At 52.4% G+C, this 19,618-nt stretch carries 16 protein-coding genes; 11 read left to right on the plus strand and 5 right to left on the minus strand.

Features of this window, described 5'->3' with window-relative positions; translation table 11 throughout:
- Positions 1-10 precede the first annotated feature (10 nt).
- Together hrcA and grpE are read left to right on the plus strand one after the other, a co-directional pair.
- Positions 11-1,033 carry a heat-inducible transcriptional repressor HrcA gene (hrcA, locus tag WKJ03_RS12590; protein ID WP_337842567.1) on the plus strand — a complete coding sequence of 341 codons (1,023 nt, stop codon included), beginning with the start codon at positions 11-13 and terminating at the stop codon, positions 1,031-1,033.
- Positions 1,034-1,062: 29 nt separating this feature from the next.
- Positions 1,063-1,629 carry a nucleotide exchange factor GrpE gene (grpE, locus tag WKJ03_RS12595; RefSeq protein ID WP_337842568.1) on the plus strand — a complete coding sequence of 189 codons (567 nt, stop codon included), beginning with the start codon at positions 1,063-1,065 and terminating at the stop codon, positions 1,627-1,629.
- Between the two features lie 60 nt (positions 1,630-1,689).
- Here the strand turns inward: grpE and WKJ03_RS12600 are convergent, their stop codons facing one another.
- A complete protein-coding gene (locus WKJ03_RS12600; RefSeq protein ID WP_337842569.1) occupies positions 1,690-2,088 on the minus strand; it encodes a translation initiation factor in 399 nt (132 codons plus the stop codon).
- A gap of 161 nt (positions 2,089-2,249) precedes the next feature.
- Here WKJ03_RS12600 and WKJ03_RS12605 point away from each other — a divergent pair, with 161 nt between their 5' ends.
- From WKJ03_RS12605 to WKJ03_RS12615, 3 genes are all read left to right on the plus strand, one after another.
- The gene (locus tag WKJ03_RS12605) at positions 2,250-2,939 is read left to right on the plus strand and encodes a histidine kinase (RefSeq protein ID WP_337842570.1); all 690 of its coding nucleotides are present in this window, start codon (positions 2,250-2,252) and stop codon (positions 2,937-2,939) included.
- 45 nt (positions 2,940-2,984) lie between these two features.
- Positions 2,985-4,181 (plus strand): amino acid aminotransferase, encoded by a 1,197-nt coding sequence (locus WKJ03_RS12610; protein ID WP_337842571.1) that lies wholly within the window; start codon positions 2,985-2,987, stop codon positions 4,179-4,181.
- A 121-nt stretch (positions 4,182-4,302) separates the two neighbouring features.
- Complete coding sequence (locus tag WKJ03_RS12615) at positions 4,303-5,061, plus strand: transporter substrate-binding domain-containing protein (RefSeq protein WP_337842572.1); 759 nt, start codon at positions 4,303-4,305, stop codon at positions 5,059-5,061.
- Here the strand turns inward: WKJ03_RS12615 and fldB are convergent.
- Complete coding sequence (fldB, locus tag WKJ03_RS12620) at positions 5,058-5,597, minus strand: flavodoxin FldB (protein WP_337842573.1); 540 nt, start codon at positions 5,595-5,597, stop codon at positions 5,058-5,060. The two genes, WKJ03_RS12615 and fldB, sit on opposite strands and share 4 nt — an antisense overlap.
- A gap of 47 nt (positions 5,598-5,644) precedes the next feature.
- Here fldB and xerD point away from each other — a divergent pair, with 47 nt between their 5' ends.
- Genes xerD through recJ form a run of 3 tightly spaced genes read left to right on the plus strand, consistent with a single transcriptional unit; the run spans position 5,645 to position 9,055 of the window.
- Positions 5,645-6,592, plus strand: coding sequence for a site-specific tyrosine recombinase XerD (gene xerD / locus WKJ03_RS12625; protein WP_337842574.1), 948 nt, complete (start codon positions 5,645-5,647; stop codon positions 6,590-6,592).
- 20 nt (positions 6,593-6,612) lie between these two features.
- Complete coding sequence (gene dsbC / locus WKJ03_RS12630; RefSeq protein WP_337842575.1) at positions 6,613-7,317, plus strand: bifunctional protein-disulfide isomerase/oxidoreductase DsbC; 705 nt, start codon at positions 6,613-6,615, stop codon at positions 7,315-7,317.
- A gap of 10 nt (positions 7,318-7,327) precedes the next feature.
- Positions 7,328-9,055, plus strand: a complete 1,728-nt coding sequence (gene recJ / locus WKJ03_RS12635; protein WP_337842576.1) for a single-stranded-DNA-specific exonuclease RecJ — start codon at positions 7,328-7,330, stop codon at positions 9,053-9,055.
- Between the two features lie 39 nt (positions 9,056-9,094).
- Here the strand turns inward: recJ and WKJ03_RS12640 are convergent, their stop codons facing one another.
- Positions 9,095-10,636 (minus strand): alpha-L-arabinofuranosidase C-terminal domain-containing protein, encoded by a 1,542-nt coding sequence (locus tag WKJ03_RS12640; protein ID WP_337842577.1) that lies wholly within the window; start codon positions 10,634-10,636, stop codon positions 9,095-9,097.
- A 241-nt stretch (positions 10,637-10,877) separates the two neighbouring features.
- Between WKJ03_RS12640 and prfB the strand changes: the two genes are divergently transcribed.
- Both prfB and lysS read left to right on the plus strand, forming a co-directional pair.
- Positions 10,878-11,976, plus strand: a protein-coding gene (gene prfB, locus WKJ03_RS12645) for a peptide chain release factor 2 (RefSeq protein WP_337842578.1) whose coding sequence is annotated in 2 segments (ribosomal slippage) — positions 10,878-10,952 and positions 10,954-11,976 — 1,098 coding nt in all. Because the reading frame shifts where the segments join, the coding sequence is not laid out codon by codon here.
- A 27-nt stretch (positions 11,977-12,003) separates the two neighbouring features.
- Entirely contained in the window at positions 12,004-13,521 is a 1,518-nt protein-coding gene (lysS, locus tag WKJ03_RS12650; protein ID WP_337842579.1) for a lysine--tRNA ligase, read from the plus strand.
- Between the two features lie 42 nt (positions 13,522-13,563).
- Here lysS and WKJ03_RS12655 read toward each other — a convergent pair whose 3' ends face one another.
- Together WKJ03_RS12655 and WKJ03_RS12660 are read right to left on the minus strand one after the other, a co-directional pair.
- Positions 13,564-15,948, minus strand: coding sequence for an EAL domain-containing protein (locus tag WKJ03_RS12655; RefSeq protein WP_337842580.1), 2,385 nt, complete (start codon positions 15,946-15,948; stop codon positions 13,564-13,566).
- Positions 15,945-17,756, minus strand: coding sequence for a PAS domain S-box protein (locus tag WKJ03_RS12660; RefSeq protein WP_337842581.1), 1,812 nt, complete (start codon positions 17,754-17,756; stop codon positions 15,945-15,947). The genes WKJ03_RS12655 and WKJ03_RS12660 overlap by 4 nt, the downstream gene beginning before the upstream one ends.
- A 220-nt stretch (positions 17,757-17,976) precedes the next feature.
- Here WKJ03_RS12660 and WKJ03_RS12665 point away from each other — a divergent pair, with 220 nt between their 5' ends.
- Positions 17,977-19,614, plus strand: coding sequence for a CTP synthase (locus WKJ03_RS12665; RefSeq protein WP_337842582.1), 1,638 nt, complete (start codon positions 17,977-17,979; stop codon positions 19,612-19,614).
- The last annotated feature ends 4 nt before the right edge of the window (positions 19,615-19,618 follow it).

The raw sequence follows: 19,618 nt of genomic DNA on the forward strand, positions 1-19,618 counted from the left end.
TGGATAAAGAGTGCAGCTAAGCAGGCCCGAATTAATTTTAAAGCTGATTGTTGAACAGTATCTGTCCGACGGTTTGCCGGTGTCGTCCAAACTGCTGGCCGACCATGACGAGTTGGGAGTCAGCTCAGCCACTGTGCGCAACACTATGATGCAGCTGGAGCAGCAGGGGTTTATCCGTTCTCCTCATACATCGGCGGGCCGGATTCCAACCACCAGCGGCATCCGGCTCTTTATTGACAAAATGCTGCAGTTTGAACCTGTGTCCAGCCGTTGGCAGGATGCCATTCAAACCCAACTGACACCCCAACTGCCAGTGTCGTTGTTGTGCCAGCAGGCCGGTCAGTTGCTGGCTGACTTAACAGGTCTGGTCAGCATTGTCAGTGCGCCTAAGGGGCAGGGGCGGGTGATCCGTCAGGTCGATTTGGTCCGTCTTGCCACCCAGCGTTTATTGCTGGTGGTGATCGATGAAGACGGCGATATTCTGCACCGGGTGCTGTACCACGACGATTTAATTGACCAGACAGTGCTTGGCCGGGTGCTCTGTCTGCTCAATGCGGCACTTTGCGGAGAAGACTGGCTGGATGGCATTTCCAGGCTGGCGTTGCTGGCCCGGCAGGAGTCAGGTGTGGTGCAACTGCTGGTGAAAAATGCGCTGGCACAGCTGAGTCTGGATGAAGTGGCTCAGCATCAGCCCTTTATTTATGGTCAGCATCAGCTGATGCAGGGCCGCGACTATCAGACCGACCCTGCATTGCAACAGGTGGCCGAAGTGCTGTCCGATGCCTCTTGCCTGGTGCAGTTGCTGCGCCCTGTCACTCAGGATCAGCAAACCAAATTATTGCTGGGGTTGGAATGTGGTATGGAACAACTGGCCAAAGTCAGCCTGATTTGTGCCCGTTACCGCGCTGAACCCCATGGCTTTATTGCCTTATTGGGCCCGAGCCGCATGAACTATGGCCGCTTTGTGCCTTTGGTGGAAGCTGTGGCGCAGCGGGTGTTTTTTAACTTGAATCATCTGAATCAATCCCCATAATAAGCGGACTTTGATTGGAGTAGTAACGAATGAGCGAGCAAGAAAAAGTGCAGACTGAACAACAACAGACGGCCGAGACTGTGGCAGAGCAGGACCATGTGGAGCTGACTCCAGAACAGGAGCTGGTGGCCAGGCTGGACAACGAACTGCAACAAAGCAAAGCCCAACTGGCGGAACAGCACGATTTAATGCTGCGCATTAAAGCCGAAGCAGACAATATTCGCCGCCGTGCTTCGATGGATGTTGAAAAAGCGCATAAATTTGCGCTGGAGAAGTTCGCCGCCGATTTATTGCCTGTGGTGGACAACCTGGAGCGCGCTTTGACCTTTATCAACCGCGAAGACGAAGCGCAAAAAGCGTTGGCAGAAGGCGTGGATTTAACATTGAAGAGTCTGCTCGATACCCTGGCAAAAAATGGCGTGCAGCAAATAGACCCTCAGGGCGAGCCATTCAGTGCTGAGAAGCACCAGGCGATGTCGATGATTCCGAACCCGGAAGTGCCGGCCAATACGGTGGTCTTTGTGATGCAAAAAGGCTTTGAACTGAATGGCCGCCTGCTGCGCCCAGCCATGGTTGGCGTCTCGAAAGCGGATTAATTTTTGTGTAGTGGCGGGGCTTGCCCCCGCCCTCTGACGGCTGCAATACTGCAGAAAGATTTAGCCACCTGCCCACTTGCAGCTGTACCCCAGTTTTTCCAGTTCTGCGACAATCACTTCACGTTGATCGCCCTGTATTTCGATGATGCCGTCTTTTACGGCACCACCACAACCACACTTTTTCTTTAGCAGTGCAGCAATTTCGTTCAGCCTTTGTGAGCCTTCGGTAACGCCTGCAATGGTAATCACAGCTTTGCCGTTACGGCCTTTGGTTTCACGTTTCAGCCGCAGTTTGCCGTCGGCAAAGCCCTGTGGTTCTGCTGTTTGCGGTGGCGCTGCTGTCATCCGGCCCTGGCTGGTGCTATACACCAGCCCTTCCTGCGAGCTGGATTCCGGGCTGGGGTCCAGCCGGCCCAGCTGTTGTTGCCAGTCGGCCAGGGACAGTTTTTTTCCGCTCATTGTCTGCTCCAGTCGGTTCAAAAACGGCACGATAAACAAGGCCTCGCTGTGCTGCAAGCAACTTGTGTCTGCCGCCGGAAAAAAGCCCCCATTTGACGCTAAAAAAGCCGTTGGCAAACGCCGGTCATCTGGTAAACTAACGCTAATTTTTAGAAATCTGGATGGCTGAATTGTCTATTGAACTTTATCTGCAGCAATCGGGTTTAGCCGGTCTGCTGCACGACCAACACCAGGCCATTGCGGCTGAAGTCGCCCGTTTAACCGAACTGGCTCCGGTCGCAGACACAGAATTGCAGTGGCAGTATCAGGTGCCTGAACTGGGGGAAGGCGGCGCCTGCTCTTTGTTTGGTCAACTGGCTGATGAGCCTTATGACTTAGCGGCCACTCTTGGCAAGAACGAACACAACACCTTTTGTTTACAGCGGCTGACGGCTTTAGTCCGCGATTATCAGACAAGCGGCCACAGCGACTGGTTTGGCATTTATCAGGCTCGCAGCAATAGCGCAGGTGAGCCGGTGTTGGTGAAGCTGGCGTATTTTGGCGCTCCTTCACGGGCGGAGTTTCCGCTGACTGCTGAATTTGCGCAAATCAGCAACAACAGCACAGTGGGTTTGTCCGGCAAAGCCAAAATCATCAACGATGTGACAGCCTATTTAACTGCAGGTGGTGAATATTACACCTGTGACCCAAAGGTGTTGTCAGAGGCCTGCCTGCCACTGCTGAATGCAGATGGATCCGTGGCAGGTATTATTGACGCCGAAGCATTCCAGCGTCAGGCCTATCATACAGCAGCGCTGGTCAGGCTTGTGGCGCTTTGTCTTGTGTTGCCGGCCCTGCTGCCCGCATCATAAGCAAAACAGAATTTCACTTACACTCAGGACTAACAGGTACATACTATGTTTTCGCACTTACAGCCAACACCGATTGATCCGATCCTGGGCCTGATGGCCGCTTACAAAGAAGACCCTAATCCACAAAAAGTGGATCTGGGTGTCGGTGTGTATAAAGACGAAGATGGCCACACCGCCGTGTTGAAGTGTGTGAAAGAAGCGGAAGCCTTACGTCTGAAGCTGGAAGACAGCAAAACCTATATTGGTATGGCCGGTGATTTGTCGTTTAACAGCCATATTGAAAAGCTGGCTTTTGGGCCGGCACACCAGGTGCTGTTGGCTGGCCGGGTGATTACGGCTCACACGCCAGGCGGCACAGGAGCGCTGCGGGTGGCCGCTGAATTTATTAAAAAAGCCAATCCGGATGCGACTGTTTGGGTGACCAACCCAACCTGGGCGAATCACGTCTCGCTGTTTCAGGCTGCAGGCCTAAAGGTAAAAGAATATTCCTATTACGACTGGGAAACGAAAGGCCTGAAGTTTGACGCCATGATGGCCGAACTGGCGACTGTTCCTGCTGGGGACGTGGTGCTGGTGCATGCCTGCTGCCACAACCCAAGCGGTATGGATTTAAACTTTGCCCAGTGGCAACAGTTTGCCCAGTTGGCCAAAGAAAAAGGCTTTACCCCCTTGGTGGATATGGCATACCAGGGCTTTGGTTCAGGTTTGGATGAAGACACTCAGGGCCTGCGCTACCTGGCGGATTTGGTGCCAGAACTGCTGCTGTGCAGCAGCTGCTCGAAAAACTTTGGTTTGTACCGTGAGCGTATCGGTGCCGTCAGCGTGGTCACAGCCGACAGCAAAACAGCTGACATTGCCAGATCAGTGCTGCTGGCCGTGGTTCGCAGCATTTATTCAATGCCACCAGCGCACGGCGCCATTCTGGTCAGCCATATTCTGAACAGTGCTGAGCTGACGGCCTTATGGCACCAGGAACTGGCAGAGATGCGTAACCGCATTAACAACTACCGTCAGCTGATTATCGACAAATTCAAAGCGCAGGGCATAGCGCAGGATTTCAGCTTTATTGCCCGCCAGCACGGCATGTTCTCTTTCCTCGGCATTAACAAGGAACAAATCGAACAATTGCGGAAGGATTACAGCATTTATATGGTGGGTTCGAGCCGGGTCAGCATTGCAGGTTTAAACCACAGTAATATTGATTATTTCGCTCGGACTATGGCTGACGTTTTGAAAGGCTAAAACACAACCTCAGTGGTGTAAGGGCGGCTTCCGGGTCGCCCTTGTTATTTTTACGAATGGAGTTTTGGGCGGGGCTCAGCTAGTCTCAGGCAGTGGTGATACTAAAAGGACATCCTTAGAAATGTGCAGGTATCTGATTGTATTGGTGATGCTTTTTGTCAGTGTGGCCTGCCAGGCCACCAGCCAGCCAGCGCCGTTACGCGTAGTGACCGAGCTATCACCGCCGCACCAGACGGTGGTCGATGGTGAAGTGGCGGGCATCAGCACCTCTATTGTCAAAGCTGTATTGCAACAGGCCGGTTTGGACGCCAGGGTTGAGCTTTACCCATGGGCCCGGGCTTATTACATTGCGAGCAATACTCCCAATGTACTGATTTACAATATGGCCCGCACACCGGAACGGGAAGCCGATTTTCACTGGATTGGCCCCGTTGCCAGTTACCGGCTGGGTCTGGTCCGGCTGGCGGAGCGTACCGATCTGAACCCGACCCGCCCTGAGCAACTGCTGCACAGTTCAGTCGCTGCACAGCGTGATGATTTTTCGGTGAAAGTCTTGGAGTCCTATGGGCTGAAAAGTGGCCGGGAAATTCAGCTGGCAGCCGATATTCTGGAAAGCTGGCGTTTGTTGCTCAATGGGAAAGTGGACTATGTGGTCGATGATCTGATGGCCATTCCAGACACCGAGAAGCAGTTAAAGCTGCCAGCAGGCACAGTACGTTTTGTATTACCTATCAAAGAGCTGGAACAACAAACTTACCTGGCAGCCAGTAAAGATACCGACCCTGAGCTGCTACAAAAGTTGCTGGAGGCACACCAGCAGGTGCAGCGTCAGCCGCTGTATCAGCAGGTGATGCTGGCGAACCTGAGTCCGCAGAATTAAGCCAGGCTGACCAGCTCGTCCATCAGCTGATTCAGCCAGCGGCTCAGGCGTTCGTTGGTCTGGTCATACTGGTTTTCTTCATCCAGCGCCAGGCCAACAAAGTGGCTGCCGTCGTCCGTCAGCGCCTTGGAGGCGGTGAATTCATAGCCTTGATTGGGCCAGAAACCAAGCCGGATACAGTCTTGTGCTGCAATGGCCTGATGCAGCATACCCAGTGCATCCAGAAACCATTCGGCGTAGCCCAGTTGATCGCCCATGCCATAAAGCGCCACCAGTTTGCCTGACAAGTCCAGCGTACTGACCTGGTCCCAATGCGCTTCCCAGTCTTCCTGCAGCTCACCAAAATCCCAGGTGGAGATGCCAAAAATCAACAGGTCATACTGGCTGACCAACGACAAAGGCTGCTGTTTAATATTGTGAAGTGTTACACTGCTGCCATCCGGCAGGCTGGGCTCCAGCGCCAGCATGGCCTGAATTTTTTCTGCCACCATTTCGGTGTAGCAGGTGGTAGAACCGTAAAAAATACCAATATTCATCAGAAACCCGACCCAGAGCGTTGCGGGCGGGCAGTGTAGCAGAAGCGATGAGCCGGACCAACCAGAGCCTGAAAAAGGACAAACGCCATACTAAAACTGAATTGCCTGACGCAGAGCAGGGGCTGATCCAGCAGTTTCTTGATCAGTTCTGGCTGGATAAAGGCGTCAGTGTCCATACCCTGAATGCGTACGGTACCGACTTGCATAAGTTGGCCGATTTTCTGCAGAAGCAGCAACTGAGTTTAAAGGCGCTGGATGCGACACAGCTGAACCATTACCTGGCCTGGCGTGTGGATCAGGGGTTCAGCCCCCGCAGCACCTCCCGTACCCTGAGCAGCCTGAGGCGTTTTTACCGGCATTTGCATAAAAGTGGTCAGGTTGCGGAAAACCCGCTGTCGTCGGTGCTAAACCCCAAACTAGGCCGGGCCTTACCCAAGACTTTGTCTGAGCGGGACGTTGAGGCTTTGCTTGACGCACCACAAATCGACGATTTGATTCAGTTTCGCGACAAAGTGATGTTAGAAGTTCTGTATGCAGCTGGTCTGAGGGTATCGGAGCTGGTCGGCTTGACCTTGCAGCAGGTCAATTTGCGTCAGGGCCTGGTGCGAATTACCGGCAAAGGCCAAAAAGAACGTCTGGTGCCCTTGGGGGAAAGTGCGGTGGATTGGTTAGATAAGTTTCTGCATCAAGGCCGGGGCTTGTTATTGACCAGCCAAAGCAGCATAGTATTCCCCAGTTTACGGGGGCAGCCGATGACCAGACAAACCTTCTGGCACCGCATTAAATTCTATGCAAAACAAGCAGGTATTCAGGTGGAGTTGTCACCTCATACCTTACGTCATGCGTTTGCCACCCATCTGCTGAACCACGGCGCAGACTTGCGGGTGGTGCAGCTGCTGTTGGGGCACAGTGGTTTATCGACCACCCAAATTTACACCCATGTGGCGCAGGCCCGATTAAAAACACTGCATCAACATCATCATCCGCGTGGATAGCAGTAACAAGGATTACAGATATGAAGAAATTAGTTTCCGTCTTAGGTTTGTCTTTATGGGTGTCTGCGTCGGTGGTGGCCCAGGTGGCGCCGGAGATCAGCCAGGCTTTTTCTGAGGTAGGCTTAAACGCCAAGGCAGTGGCCAATTCAGCGGTGCCGGGGTTGCTGCAGGTGCAAACCGATAAAGGTTTGTTTTTTATCTCTGAAAACAAACAGTTTTTGCTTGAAGGCAATATCTACGATTTAAAAAACAAGCAGCTGGTGAATGAGCAGGTGATGAAAAGCATCCGCCAGACCGGGGTGAAAGAATTTGATAAGTCGGTGATTGAGTTTAAAGCGCCAGACGAAAAATACGTGGTGCATGTGTTTACCGACACCAGCTGCGGTTATTGCCGCAAGCTGCACAACGAAATGGCGGAACTGAACAAACTGAGGATCACAGTGCGTTATCTGGCGTTTCCCCGTGGTGGTATTCAGTCACCGACGGCCGATGAGCTGCAATCCATTTGGTGCGCCAAAGATCCCAAACAGGCGCTGACCGACGCCAAAGCAGGCAAAGCCATTCCGCAGGCCAGCTGCAAGAACAAAGTAGCGCAGCACTACGAGCTGGGGCAAAGTTTTGGTATTAACGGCACGCCAGCTATTATCCTGCCGGATGGCCGGTTAATTCCGGGCTACCAACCGGCCCAGGCGCTGCTGAATACTCTGAGTCAACCTGGCGCATAACGGAGGCGGTTTGAGCAGTAAAACTATTCAGCGCCGCGAGGTTCCGTTCATCAGTCCTGATCTGCAGCAGTTTCACCCTGTGTTGCAGCGTATTTATGCCAGCCGTGGTATTGCGCAGCAACTGCAGCTGGCGCGCAGTGCTGCCCAGTTGGTGCCATTTTCAAAGCTCAAAGGCATTGATGCCGCCGTGGCGTTGTTGCAACAGGCTCTGGATGCGCAACAGCGTATTGTGATTGTTGGGGATTTTGACGCTGATGGCGCCACCAGTACCGCCACCTTATTGTCCGGGTTGAAGGCCTTTGGTTTTAAGTACGTGGAATACCTGGTACCAAACCGCTTTGAGTATGGGTATGGCCTGTCGGTGGAAATGGCTGAACTGGCGGTTGCTCAGGGCGCTGAACTGATTATCACAGTCGATAACGGCATTTCTGCGCTGGAAGGAATTGCGCTGGCCAAACGCATGGGGGTCAAAGTGCTGGTCACAGACCACCATTTACCTGGTGCTGAGCTGCCAGACGCCGACGCGATCGTCAACCCCAACCAGCCCGGCTGTGATTTTCCCAGCAAACAACTGGCTGGTGTCGGTGTCGCCTTTTATTTACTGCTGGCGTTTCGTGCATCACTGCGTGAGCAGGGGCATTTTACCGGGCAAAACCCGGAACCCAATCTGGCTGATTTGCTCGACCTGGTCGCATTGGGCACTGTGGCCGATGTGGTGCCGCTGGACACCAATAACCGTATTCTGGTGCACCAGGGCCTGCAACGTATCCGAAGTGGTAAGGCCAGGCCCGGCATTACTGCACTGATTGATGTGGCCAACCGCAAAGCGGAAAAGCTGACGGCGCAGGATTTTGGTTTTGCGCTGGCGCCGCGCTTAAATGCGGCGGGCAGGCTGGATGATATGAGTCTGGGGATCAGCTGTCTGCTGGCACCGGATTTGCCCAGGGCCCGTATGTATGCCGCAGAGTTGGATGGGCTGAATCAGGAACGCCGTGAAATTGAAGCCGGTATGCAGCAGGAAGCCCTGGCGTCTTTGCAGCGTTTGAGCTTTGCCAGGGAACAATTGCCCGATGTGCTTTGTTTGTACCAGAGTGACTGGCATCAGGGCGTGATTGGTATTCTGGCTGGCCGGATCAAAGAGCAGTTTCATCGCCCTGTGCTGGTGTTTGCTCAAGGGGACCAAGGCGAACTGAAAGGCTCTGCCCGCTCCATTCCCGGTTTGCATATCCGCGATTTGCTGGACGAAGTCTCTACTCAATACCCAGGCCTGATCAAAAAGTTTGGCGGTCACGCCATGGCTGCAGGCTTGACCATTGCGGAAGACAGATTCGATACCTTTAAACTGGCGCTGGGTTTTGTCGCAAAAAAATACATCACGCCTGAGCTGTTGACCGCTGTACTTTATACAGATGGCGACTTACCTGCCGATTGTCTGTCCGTGTCTTTTGCCCAGTTGCTGCAACAGGCTGGGCCCTGGGGTCAGGCCTTTCCAGAGCCGCTGTTTGAAGGGGATTTTCTGATCCGTCAGCAACGCCTGTTGGCCGATAAGCATTTAAAACTGATGCTGGAAACTGCGCAGGGCCAGCTGGTGGATGCCATTTGGTTTAACGCCGACAACAAAGCCTGGCCGGATGCCAATGTCAAAATGGTCCGGCTGGCGTATCAGCTGGATATCAACGATTACCGCGACCAGCAATCGGTGCAACTGTTGATCAGGCACATTGAAAAACTGGGCTGATAAAAAAGCGGGATTGCCCGCTTTTTTATCAGGGCGTGATTACTGAACTTTCACAACCAGGACAGACTTGGCGGGCAGCTCGATAGTCAGCCTGCCATTTTTGCCTTCTGCCCTGAATGCTGTTGGCTCAATGGCATGTGGTTTTTCAAAGGTATTGTGCGCATCCATCTGGTTTGCCGTCAGGAGTTGTCCTGAAACACTCTCAATCGCAATACCAGCCAAACTGATTTCAGTGGTTTCGCTTTGATTTGGGTTCAGGTTCACCAACCCAAGGTAAAGCTCGCCGTTTTTAGTTCTTGCGGCCGTAGCGCTGATCGCAGGTACTGAGATACCCGCTACTCTGTACTCTGGTACCCCGCTTAACTTCAGCGGCACTGCAGTGGCATCCTGAAATGGCACGTACATCCTGTACGTATGATAAGTCGGCGTCAGCAGCATTTTTTCTTTGTCGGTCAGGATCATCGCCTGCAATACATTGACCATCTGGGCTATGTTGGTCATCCGGACCCGGTCGGCATGCTGGTGGAAAATATGGAAATTGAGCGCAGCCACTACCGCATCCCGCAGGGAGTTTTGTTGGTACAAAAAGCCCGGGTTTTCACCTTTTTCCACGTCATACCAGGTGCCCCATTCATCCACATAAAAACCCACTTTCTTTTGCGGGTCCAGTTTATCCATCACCGCTTTGTTATTGCGGATAAAACCATCCATTGCCAGAGTGCGCTGCATGGTGCTGGCCCATTCAGCTTCCGGAAACTGCAAAGCCGCCCCTTTTTGTTCCCATTTGCCGGTAGGCAGTGTGTAGTAGTGAAAACTGACCGCGTCCATTTTTTGTTTGACGTTGGTCGTTAAATACTCTGCCCAGGACGTATCTTCACTGTGACCGCCGCTGGCAATCCATTTGGGTGTATTGTGCGTCGGGGTTTTCAGAAAGGTGGTGTACTGCTTGTAGAGGTGGGTATAGAACTCTGGGGTCATATTGCCACCGCAGCCCCAGGCTTCATTGCCCACTGCAAAATAGTGCACCTTAAAGGGCTGCTCACGGCCATTTTTGCGCCGCAGTTCGGCCAAAGTTGATTTGCCTTCGGCTGTCATATATTCCAGCCATTCCGCCATTTCCTGCGGAGTTCCTGTGCCCAGGTTGCCATTCACATAAGCTTCGGCTCCCAGCAGTTCGACCAAATCAAAAAACTCATGGGTTCCCACAGCGTTATCTTCTTCCACGCCACCCCAGTTGGTGTTCACTTTCACTGGGCGTTTGTCACGCGGACCAATGCCATCGCGCCAATGGTATTCGTCGGCAAAGCAGCCTCCCGGCCAGCGGATCAGTGGCACATGCAAGGCTTTTAACGCCCCCAGTACATCATTGCGCCAGCCTTTGGTATTGGGGATGGATGAGTCAGGCCCGACCCACAGACCTTCATAAATACCACGCCCCAAATGTTCGGCGAACTGTCCATAAATGTTTTTATTGATCACGGCACCCTGGCTGGAGCTGTCCAGCTGAATTTGAGCGGCGGCAAAGGCAGTGGCATTCAGGCTCAGGCCCCAAACCACCAGCATGGGTTTTAGTAATGGCATCGTCTTCTCCTGTTGATTTGGCGGGAGTTTTCATTGTTTTGTCAGTCTGTGCTGCGTGGTTTTTATACATCTTATAGTAATACAAAACAATCTGAAGAGGATACACAGGCAAAAAGCCCAACGGGGATTCGAAAAAACATAAAAGGGGACCGGCCTCAGCGGTTTAATTCTCGCAGATGGCTGCATGGCCAGTGAAAAATTGCTACAATCGCGCCCAATTTTTTCTGAAGCCTGAAGAATCATGTTTGAAGTCAATCCGGTAAACAATGCAATCAAAGACCTGACTGAGCGCACTGCTGTGCTTAGGGGGTATCTTTGACTTCGACAGCAAAAAAGAAAAGCTGGAAGAAGTCAGTCGTGAATTAGAAGACGCCGCCGTCTGGAATAACCCTGAAAAAGCACAGGCGCTGGGCAAAGAGCGCTCGGCACTGGAGCAGATTGTCGGCACCATCGAAAAGCTGGAACAGGGCCTGGAAGACGTCGCTGGCCTGGTCGAGCTGGCGGTGGAAGCCGAAGATGAAGACACCTTTATCGAAGCGCAACAGGAACTGGCGGACCTGCAAAGCCAGCTGGAACTGCTGGAGTTCCGCCGGATGTTTTCTGGTAAACACGACCCAAGCGATTGTTATCTGGATATTCAGGCCGGTTCTGGAGGCACCGAAGCACAGGACTGGGCCAGCATGCTGATGCGGATGTACCTGCGTTGGGGCGAAGCCAAAGGCTTTAGCCCGGAGCTCTATGAAGTGACGGACGGTGATGTGGCTGGTATTAAAGGTTGTACCATCAAATTCACCGGTGAATACGCGTACGGCTGGTTACGCACTGAAACCGGTGTGCACCGTTTAGTGCGCAAAAGTCCCTTTGACTCAGGCAACCGTCGTCATACCTCGTTTGCCTCGGTCTTTGTGGCGCCGGAAATTGATGACGACATCGAAATTGAAATCAACCCGGCTGATTTACGGATTGACACCTATCGCGCCTCGGGCGCTGGTGGTCAGCACGTGAACCGGACTGACTCTGCGGTTCGTATTACGCACTTACCAACCAATACCGTAGTGCAGTGCCAGAACGACCGTTCACAGCACAAAAACCGTGATAACGCCTTTAAACAGTTACGTGCCAAGTTGTATGAGCTGGAATTGCAAAAGCAAAACGCGGAGAAACAAGCGTTGGAAGACACCAAGTCGGACATTGGCTGGGGCAGTCAGATCCGCTCTTACGTGCTGGACGATTCACGCATTAAAGATTTACGTACCGGTGTAGAGAACCGCAATACCCAGCAGGTGCTGGACGGCGATCTGGACCGTTTTATTGAAGCCAGCCTCAAGGCCGGTTTGTAATTTGAGCTTAACAGTCAGGAACTGAAAATGTCTGAACAGAACAACCCCATTGAAGAACATCAAGACGTTAACAAACTGATGGCTGAGCGAAAACACAAGCTGGCGGCTTTGCGTGAGCAGGGCAACCCGTTTCCGAATGATTTTCGCCGTGAGCATGTCAGTGATGAAGTGATTGCTCAGTACGATCACTTAACGAAGGAAGAGCTGGAAGCACAGAAAATCCGGGTGGTGGTGGCTGGCCGGATGATGCTGCGCCGCATTATGGGCAAAGCCAGCTTCACCACTATTCAGGATGTGGGCGGCAAAATTCAGCTCTATGTGGCCCGCGACAGCCTGCAGGGTGACGTCTACAACGAAGGTTTTAAAAAGTGGGACTTGGGCGACATCGTTGGCGCCAGCGGCACCCTGTTTAAAACTCAGACCGGTGAGCTGACCGTTTGGGTCGACGACATCCGTTTGCTGACCAAAGCGCTGCGCCCGTTGCCGGATAAATTCCACGGCCTGACTGACCATGAAGCCCGTTACCGTCAGCGGTACCTGGACCTGATTGTCAATGAGCAATCCCGCCGTACTTTCCTGATTCGTTCAAAAACTGTGGCTTATATCCGCCAGTTTTTTAACAGCAAAGGTTTCCTGGAAGTGGAAACCCCTATGCTGCAGGTGATCCCAGGTGGTGCTTCTGCCCGTCCTTTCGTGACGCACCATAATGCGCTGGATATGGCGATGTACCTGCGTATCGCGCCAGAGCTGTATTTAAAACGCCTGGTGGTGGGTGGCTTTGAAAAAGTGTTCGAGCTGAACCGTAACTTCCGTAACGAAGGGGTGTCGACCCGCCATAACCCGGAATTCACCATGCTGGAATTCTACTGGGCTTATGCCGATTACCGCGACCTGATGGATTTAACCGAAGAGTTGTTCCGTGGCCTGGCACAGTCGGTGCTTGGCAGTACGGAAGTGCCGTACCAGGGCAAAACCTTTGATTTCGGCAAACCCTTCGCCCGGATGTCAGTGACCGAATCCATTCTGCACTACAACCCAGAGGTCAAGTTAGAGCAGCTCACCACCCGTGAAGCTGTGGCAGAACTGGCCAAATCTTTGGGCATTCAGGTGAAAGACAACTATGGCCACGGCCGGATCCTGATGGAAGTCTTTGATGAGCTGGTGGAAACCAAGCTGCAACAACCGACTTTTATCACTGAATACCCGGCTGAAATTTCGCCGCTGGCGCGTCGGAATGACGACAATCCGGAAATCACCGACCGTTTTGAGTTCTTTATCGGTGGCCGTGAGCTGGGTAACGGCTTTAGCGAGCTGAACGATGCTGAAGATCAGGCCGAGCGTTTCCGTGAGCAGGTGGCGCAGAAAGAAGCCGGTGATGATGAAGCCATGTTCTACGACGAGGATTTCGTCACAGCGCTGGAACACGGTTTACCGCCCACAGCAGGTCAGGGTATTGGTATCGACCGTCTGGTGATGTTACTGGCCGACGCGCCAAGCATCCGTGACGTGATCCTGTTCCCTCATATGCGTCACAGCGATAAATAAGACGGGTAAGCCCCGACTAAAAAAGCAGCTTCGGCTGCTTTTTTATTTTCTTTTTGGCAGGGGCTCTGGTTTACCGAAAAAATAACCCTGCGCTTTGTCGCAGCCCAAAGCTTTGAGCTGAATGGCTTGTTCTGCCTGTTCAACACCTTCGGCAACAACTTTGAGTCCCAAAGACTGAGCCAACTGAATAATGGCTCTGACAATTTCTTTACTGAAATGGTCCTGTTCCAGTGTCGCAACAAAGGAACGGTCGATTTTCAGGCAATCGATCGGCAAAGTCCGTAAGCGGCTTAACGATGAATAACCAGTCCCAAAGTCATCCACCGCCACACGAGAACCCAAAGCGCGCAGGCTGTCCAGATTCTGCAGTATTTCATCTGACTGGCTGAGCGCAGTTTCGGTAATTTCAAATAACAAAAAGGCCGGGTTCACGTTTTTTTGCAGACACAGACTGGCAATAGTTTCTGCCAACCCCGGGATTTCAAGTTGTTTGACGGACAGATTAATGGATAACCAGCGGATATCGTCTGAGGCTGACCAGAGTGTGGCCATGTCGGTCAACACCTGCTCGAGGATCCAGTGCCCTAAATCGAGGATCAGGCTGCTTTGTTCTGCGACCCGGATAAATTTATCCGGTGCCACCATGCCCATTTGGGGGTGACGCCAGCGGATCAGCGACTCATAACCCAAAACCTTGCCAGTTTGCAGCTGGATCACGGGTTGGTAGGCCATATAGAGCTGACCGCCGGATTGCATGGCCTGTTTCAGGTTCTGTTCGATCTGCAGCCGCATCGCGGTCTTCTGGGCCAAGACCGGGTTAAAAAATGAGTAGCGACTGCGGCCTTTGTCTTTTGCCTCAAACATGGCCAGATCAGCACATTTAAGCAGTTCTTCATAGCATTGGGCATCGTGCGGGTAACAGGCAATGCCTATACTGGCCGAGACATTCACGATGTTGTCGTTGAGCTGGATGTCCTGTGTCAGAGTCTGTAACAGTTTTTCGGCAATATGCAGGCAGGTTTCAGGCCCGCTGATATCCGGAAACAACAGGACAAACTCATCTCCGCCAACGCGGCTGGCCAGATCGCCGGCCCGGATCAGACTATTGAGCCTGCAGGCAACCTGCTGCAATAACATGTCGCCAACATGATGGCCCAGAGTGTCATTCACCAACTTAAAGCCGTCAAGATCCAGATAGAGTAAACCCAACATGGAGTGATTGCGTTTTGCCCGCTCCAGTTCTGCCCTGAGCACTTTTTCCAGCTTGGCTCTGTTGCCAAGTTCGGTCAGATGATCATGGAATGCCATGGTCTGTAAATCTTCTTCTGCTCTGCGCAGCGCTGAAATATCAGAGAACATCAAGACAAACTGATTCAGTTGGTTACTATGTTTGGGGGCCCGTACTTTGCAAAAATGTTGCCATGCCGGAAAAATCTGACCATCTTTGCGGCGGCATTGCACTTCACTGCTGCAGTGATCGGCACTGATTTCATCCAGACGGGTATTCATCGGGGAGGACTGATGCTGCACATAGAGAAAGCTGTCCGGCGTTTTTCCTGTGACTTCCGCAGGGGAATAGCCAGTGACCAGACTAAAAGCCGGATTGCAGGAGACGATTCTGCATTCCTGATCCAGGATAAGAATAGCTTCCGAAGTGGTTCTGAAATAGGCATGGGCCTGACGCAGCTGAAGTTCTTCCTGTTGTTTTTGAGTCACGTCCCGCAGCACCCCCAACACTATCTGTTCGTCAGCTCTGGTCGTTGGCTGGGCAAATATTTCGATATAGGACTCCGCAGAAGACAGATTACTGCTGAAAATGGAGTTGAACGCTGCACCCCTGTCCAGCAACCGGGCAAGCCGAGGTCGTTCGACTTCGCTGACCAAACTCAGAAATTGTTCGGTACCGCCGTTGCAGGGCTCGGGCAGACTGAAAAAATCGTCCGTTTCGGGGATCAGCTGCAAACTGTTGTGGGTCAGATTCAGCTCCCAGGGACTCATCCTGGCGGCCGCCAAAGCCAGGCGTAAGCGTTGTTCGGAGCGCCGGACTTCTGCTTCAGCCTTGTGTCTGAGCAGTGCCATCCGGATGCTTGCGTCCAGTTCTTTGCGATCAAAAGGTTTGATCAGGTATCCATGCGGGAAGCTCTGAGAGGCCTGGTGTAATACCCGTTCATCGCAATAAGCTGTCAGGAAAATGACAGGCACATCGCTGACCTGTCTGAGTTCATAGGCAGCTTCGGTGCCTCGCATTTTGTCTGCCAGTTTGATGTCCATCAGTACTAAATCTGGTTTGGTGGCCAGAGCTGTCGCAACGACGTCCTCACCCCGGGCCAATGTCGCCACGACCTTGTGTCCCAACTGCTCCAGCGTACGACGAATATCCAGCGACACAATGTATTCATCTTCAACCACAAGAATTTGGTGATTCATTCTGGTGTTGCTCCTGTGTTGACGCTGAAACGGATCCGGTACGAGGTGCCCTCGGATTTGATCAGTTCAGCCTGTGCACCCATTTGAGCAAGGAAAGCCGGGATCAACTGCATACCTAATGAATTGCCCTGGCCAAGCGAAAAATCGCGCCGGATCTGGCCATTGTCACTGAGCTGCAGGCAGAGCTGACCATCCAGCTGCTTCAGCGTCATTTGGATCCGGCCTGAGCGCCCGTCAGGAAACGCGTGTTTAATGCTGTTGGTCAGTATTTCGGTAACCAGTAAGCCGCAAGGAATGGCCTGCTGTAACGGCAGCTGGGGTTCATCATCAATCTGCTCTAAATCGAAATGCACCAGATCAGGACTGAGGATGCTCTGCCGTATCAACAGGGATAACTGGCGTAAATAGGCGCCTAAAGGAATGAAGCTGAAGTTTTTTTGTTCATACAGCAGCTGGTGGGTTAATGCCATGGTACGGATGCGTAACTGACTGTCTTGCAACACATCTTTCAGTTCACCAGCCGCATTGTGCGATCTCAGGTTGAGCAAACTGGACACGATCTGCAGATTGTTTTTGACTCTGTGATGAATTTCTTTCAGTAACAGCTCCCGCTCATGCAGCAGCGCGGTTTTATCATCGATAATGCTTTGCAGATGTTGTTTCGCCTGCACAGCCACAGTCACATCGGTCACTGTGGCGAGTACAGCCGCTTTAGGATCCTGCTCCAGATAAGTCAGGCCAATTTCCACCGGTACCAGCGAACCGTCTTTACGCTGGGCAAAGAGTTCCTGGCGCTGCGCCATGGGTCTGCTGGTGGGGTGCTGCATAAAGCCATGTCTGTGCTGGTGATGATTCGGTCGCGCCTGGGCAGGGACCAGCAGATCCACGGGCCGACCCAATAATTCGGCTTGAGAATAACCAAACATCTGCTCGGCACGTTTGTTGGCCAGGGTAATTTCACCTTCGGCATTGACCGCGATCAGTGCGTCAGCGGCGCTGTCGAACACTTTGCGAAACCGGCTTTCGCTTTCCTGCAGCGCCTGCTCGCTGCGTTTACGACGTGTGATGTCTATGCCTGAAGGCACCAGAAACTGCACAACGCCAAATTCGTCAAACACAGGGGCAATCATAAAATCAATAATGATCAGGCTGTCTTTCATCTTTGCCTGAACGTCAAACCGGCTGGTGTAACCCTGGGCCGCCCGTCGACAGGCCGCTTCAATCAGCTCTGCGTCAGCTTGGTTGTGTAACCACCAGAAGCACTCCCAGAACTTGCGTCCTGCCACGTCCTCAATGGTAATTCCGGCTAACAACAGGGGAGGCGCGTTGGCGTCGAGCAGGGTGCCATCTGGCTGCAAAATACCGACAAAGGCAAACATATTGTCCAGCACCTGTTTCATTCGCTTCAGATCGCGCTGGCGGTGCTGTTGAATTTCCATCTCACGCGTCTGATTGCGGGCGATGACGGCAATGGCGACGACTTGCCGCTGTTCGTTTTTAACTGGCAGGTACGAACCCAGCCAATGGTTTTCAGGTGCTGTGGCGTGGGGTGTCAGTTCAAAATCGACCAGAGCTATGCCGCTGTCACGCACCTTCGTCAGCATGGGAACTATGGTTCCCGCCAGATGCGGCAGTATGTCCGTGACATGCTGATGCAAATGGTCCTGCACCGAGCAGCCATTGAAATCTGCCAGGGTCGGGTTAATAAACAGATACCTGAAGTCGGTATCCAGTACGGCTATTCCGTTTGGCAGATGAGTCGCCAGGGTGGACAGCCCTAGGTGGGTCAATACGTCAGACGGCTGCACATTAAAATCCTTCTTAATTGTCTGCAAAATGTAGACAGCCATAGTTTGAAAAGCAAACAACTATTCTGCCGTTTTGCAGATAAATCACTGAGCGACAAGCATATCTTTGTGTTCTTGGCGGTTTTATACGGTTTACATTGAGCGACAGCAGCGGCTTTGTTATACTTTGCGCCCGTCCTAAGTACGTAATTCTTAATGCCATTGGCGTCTCAGAGGTCTCATGACTACTAGATACATCTTCGTGACGGGTGGGGTTGTCTCCTCCTTGGGTAAAGGTATTGCAGCAGCCTCGTTAGCCGCTATTTTAGAAGCGCGTGGTCTGAAAGTGACCATTCTGAAACTGGATCCCTATATCAACCTGGATCCGGGTACCATGAGCCCCATTCAACACGGTGAAGTTTTTGTCACCGAAGATGGCGCAGAGACTGATTTGGATCTGGGCCACTACGAGCGGTTTATCCGCACCAAAATGACCAAACTGAATAACTTCACCCAAGGCCGGATTTATTCCGACGTGCTGCGTCGTGAGCGCCGCGGTGATTATTTAGGTGCCACTATTCAGGTGATCCCACACATCACCAACGAAATTAAAAGCCGGGTTGTCGCTGGTGGAGAAGGTTATGACATCGCCATTGTTGAAATTGGCGGCACTGTCGGTGATATCGAATCGCTGCCATTCCTGGAAGCCATCCGCCAGTTGGGCACCGAAATTGGCCGTGAACGCGCCATGTTTATGCACCTGACATTAGTGCCCTACCTGGGGACTGCTGGTGAAATTAAAACCAAACCGACACAGCACTCGGTTAAGGAACTGCGTTCCATCGGTATTCAGCCGGATATTCTGGTCTGTCGTTCAGACCGGGCTATTCCGACCAATGAAAAAGCCAAAATTGCGCTGTTCACCAATGTGGAAGAGCGCGCTGTTATTTCGTTAAAAGACGTGTCCAGTATTTACCAGATCCCGGCGCTGCTGAAATCTCAGGGGCTGGATGATTTAATTGTGCGTCGGTTCCATTTAACTGCCAAAGAAGCGGATTTGTCTGAATGGGAACAGGTGCTGTACCAGGAGTCCAACCCAACGGGTGAAGTGACCATTGGTATGGTCGGCAAATACGTTGAACTGCCGGATGCTTATAAATCAGTTAATGAAGCGCTGGGCCATGCCGGTCTGAAAAATCGCCTGACTGTGCATATCAAATACATTGACTCCCAGGATGTTGAAGCCAAAGGTGCCGATATTCTCGCTGGCCTGGACGCTATTCTGGTACCTGGTGGTTTTGGCGAGCGTGGGGTCGAAGGCAAAATCATGGCTGCCCGTTATGCCCGTGAAAACAAAGTGCCGTATCTGGGCATTTGTTTAGGTATGCAGGTGGCCCTGATTGAGTACGCCCGTAACGTGCTGGGTTTAACCGGCGCACACTCTACCGAATTTAATAAAAATACCGCTTACCCAGTGGTTGGTTTGATCACTGAGTGGCTGGATTCAGAAGGCAAAGTGGAACAACGGACCGAGAAATCGGATCTGGGCGGCACTATGCGTCTGGGCAGCCAGAACTGTAACCTCAAGCCCAATACCAAAGCCCGCGAAATTTACGGTCAGGACGTGATTTCTGAACGTCACCGTCATCGCTATGAAGTGAACAATCACTTTGTTGCCCGTTTAGAAGAGGCTGGATTGGTGTTCTCCGGATTGTCAGCCGACAACCAGTTAGTAGAGATGGTGGAAATTCCAAAACATCCATGGTTTGTTGCCGGTCAGTTCCATCCGGAATTTAACTCGACACCGAGGGACGGCCATCCGCTGTTCCGCAGTTTTGTCGCGGCCGCGTATAAGCATCAAAAACAACAGTTAGTTTAATTTT

This window comes from Rheinheimera sp. (genome assembly GCF_037442525.1).
In the GTDB taxonomy this organism is placed as follows: domain Bacteria; phylum Pseudomonadota; class Gammaproteobacteria; order Enterobacterales; family Alteromonadaceae; genus Pararheinheimera.

Coding starts and splice junctions, on each gene's coding strand:
- grpE (WP_337842568.1), top strand. CDS start 1,063: ATGAGCGAGCAAGAAAAAGTGCAGACTGAACAACAACAGACGGCCGAG.
- WKJ03_RS12600 (WP_337842569.1), bottom strand. CDS start 2,088: ATGAGCGGAAAAAAACTGTCCCTGGCCGACTGGCAACAACAGCTGGGC.
- WKJ03_RS12605 (WP_337842570.1), top strand. CDS start 2,250: ATGGCTGAATTGTCTATTGAACTTTATCTGCAGCAATCGGGTTTAGCC.
- WKJ03_RS12610 (WP_337842571.1), top strand. CDS start 2,985: ATGTTTTCGCACTTACAGCCAACACCGATTGATCCGATCCTGGGCCTG.
- WKJ03_RS12615 (WP_337842572.1), top strand. CDS start 4,303: ATGTGCAGGTATCTGATTGTATTGGTGATGCTTTTTGTCAGTGTGGCC.
- fldB (WP_337842573.1), bottom strand. CDS start 5,597: ATGAATATTGGTATTTTTTACGGTTCTACCACCTGCTACACCGAAATG.
- xerD (WP_337842574.1), top strand. CDS start 5,645: ATGAGCCGGACCAACCAGAGCCTGAAAAAGGACAAACGCCATACTAAA.
- dsbC (WP_337842575.1), top strand. CDS start 6,613: ATGAAGAAATTAGTTTCCGTCTTAGGTTTGTCTTTATGGGTGTCTGCG.
- WKJ03_RS12640 (WP_337842577.1), bottom strand. CDS start 10,636: ATGCCATTACTAAAACCCATGCTGGTGGTTTGGGGCCTGAGCCTGAAT.
- lysS (WP_337842579.1), top strand. CDS start 12,004: ATGTCTGAACAGAACAACCCCATTGAAGAACATCAAGACGTTAACAAA.
- WKJ03_RS12655 (WP_337842580.1), bottom strand. CDS start 15,948: ATGAATCACCAAATTCTTGTGGTTGAAGATGAATACATTGTGTCGCTG.
- WKJ03_RS12665 (WP_337842582.1), top strand. CDS start 17,977: ATGACTACTAGATACATCTTCGTGACGGGTGGGGTTGTCTCCTCCTTG.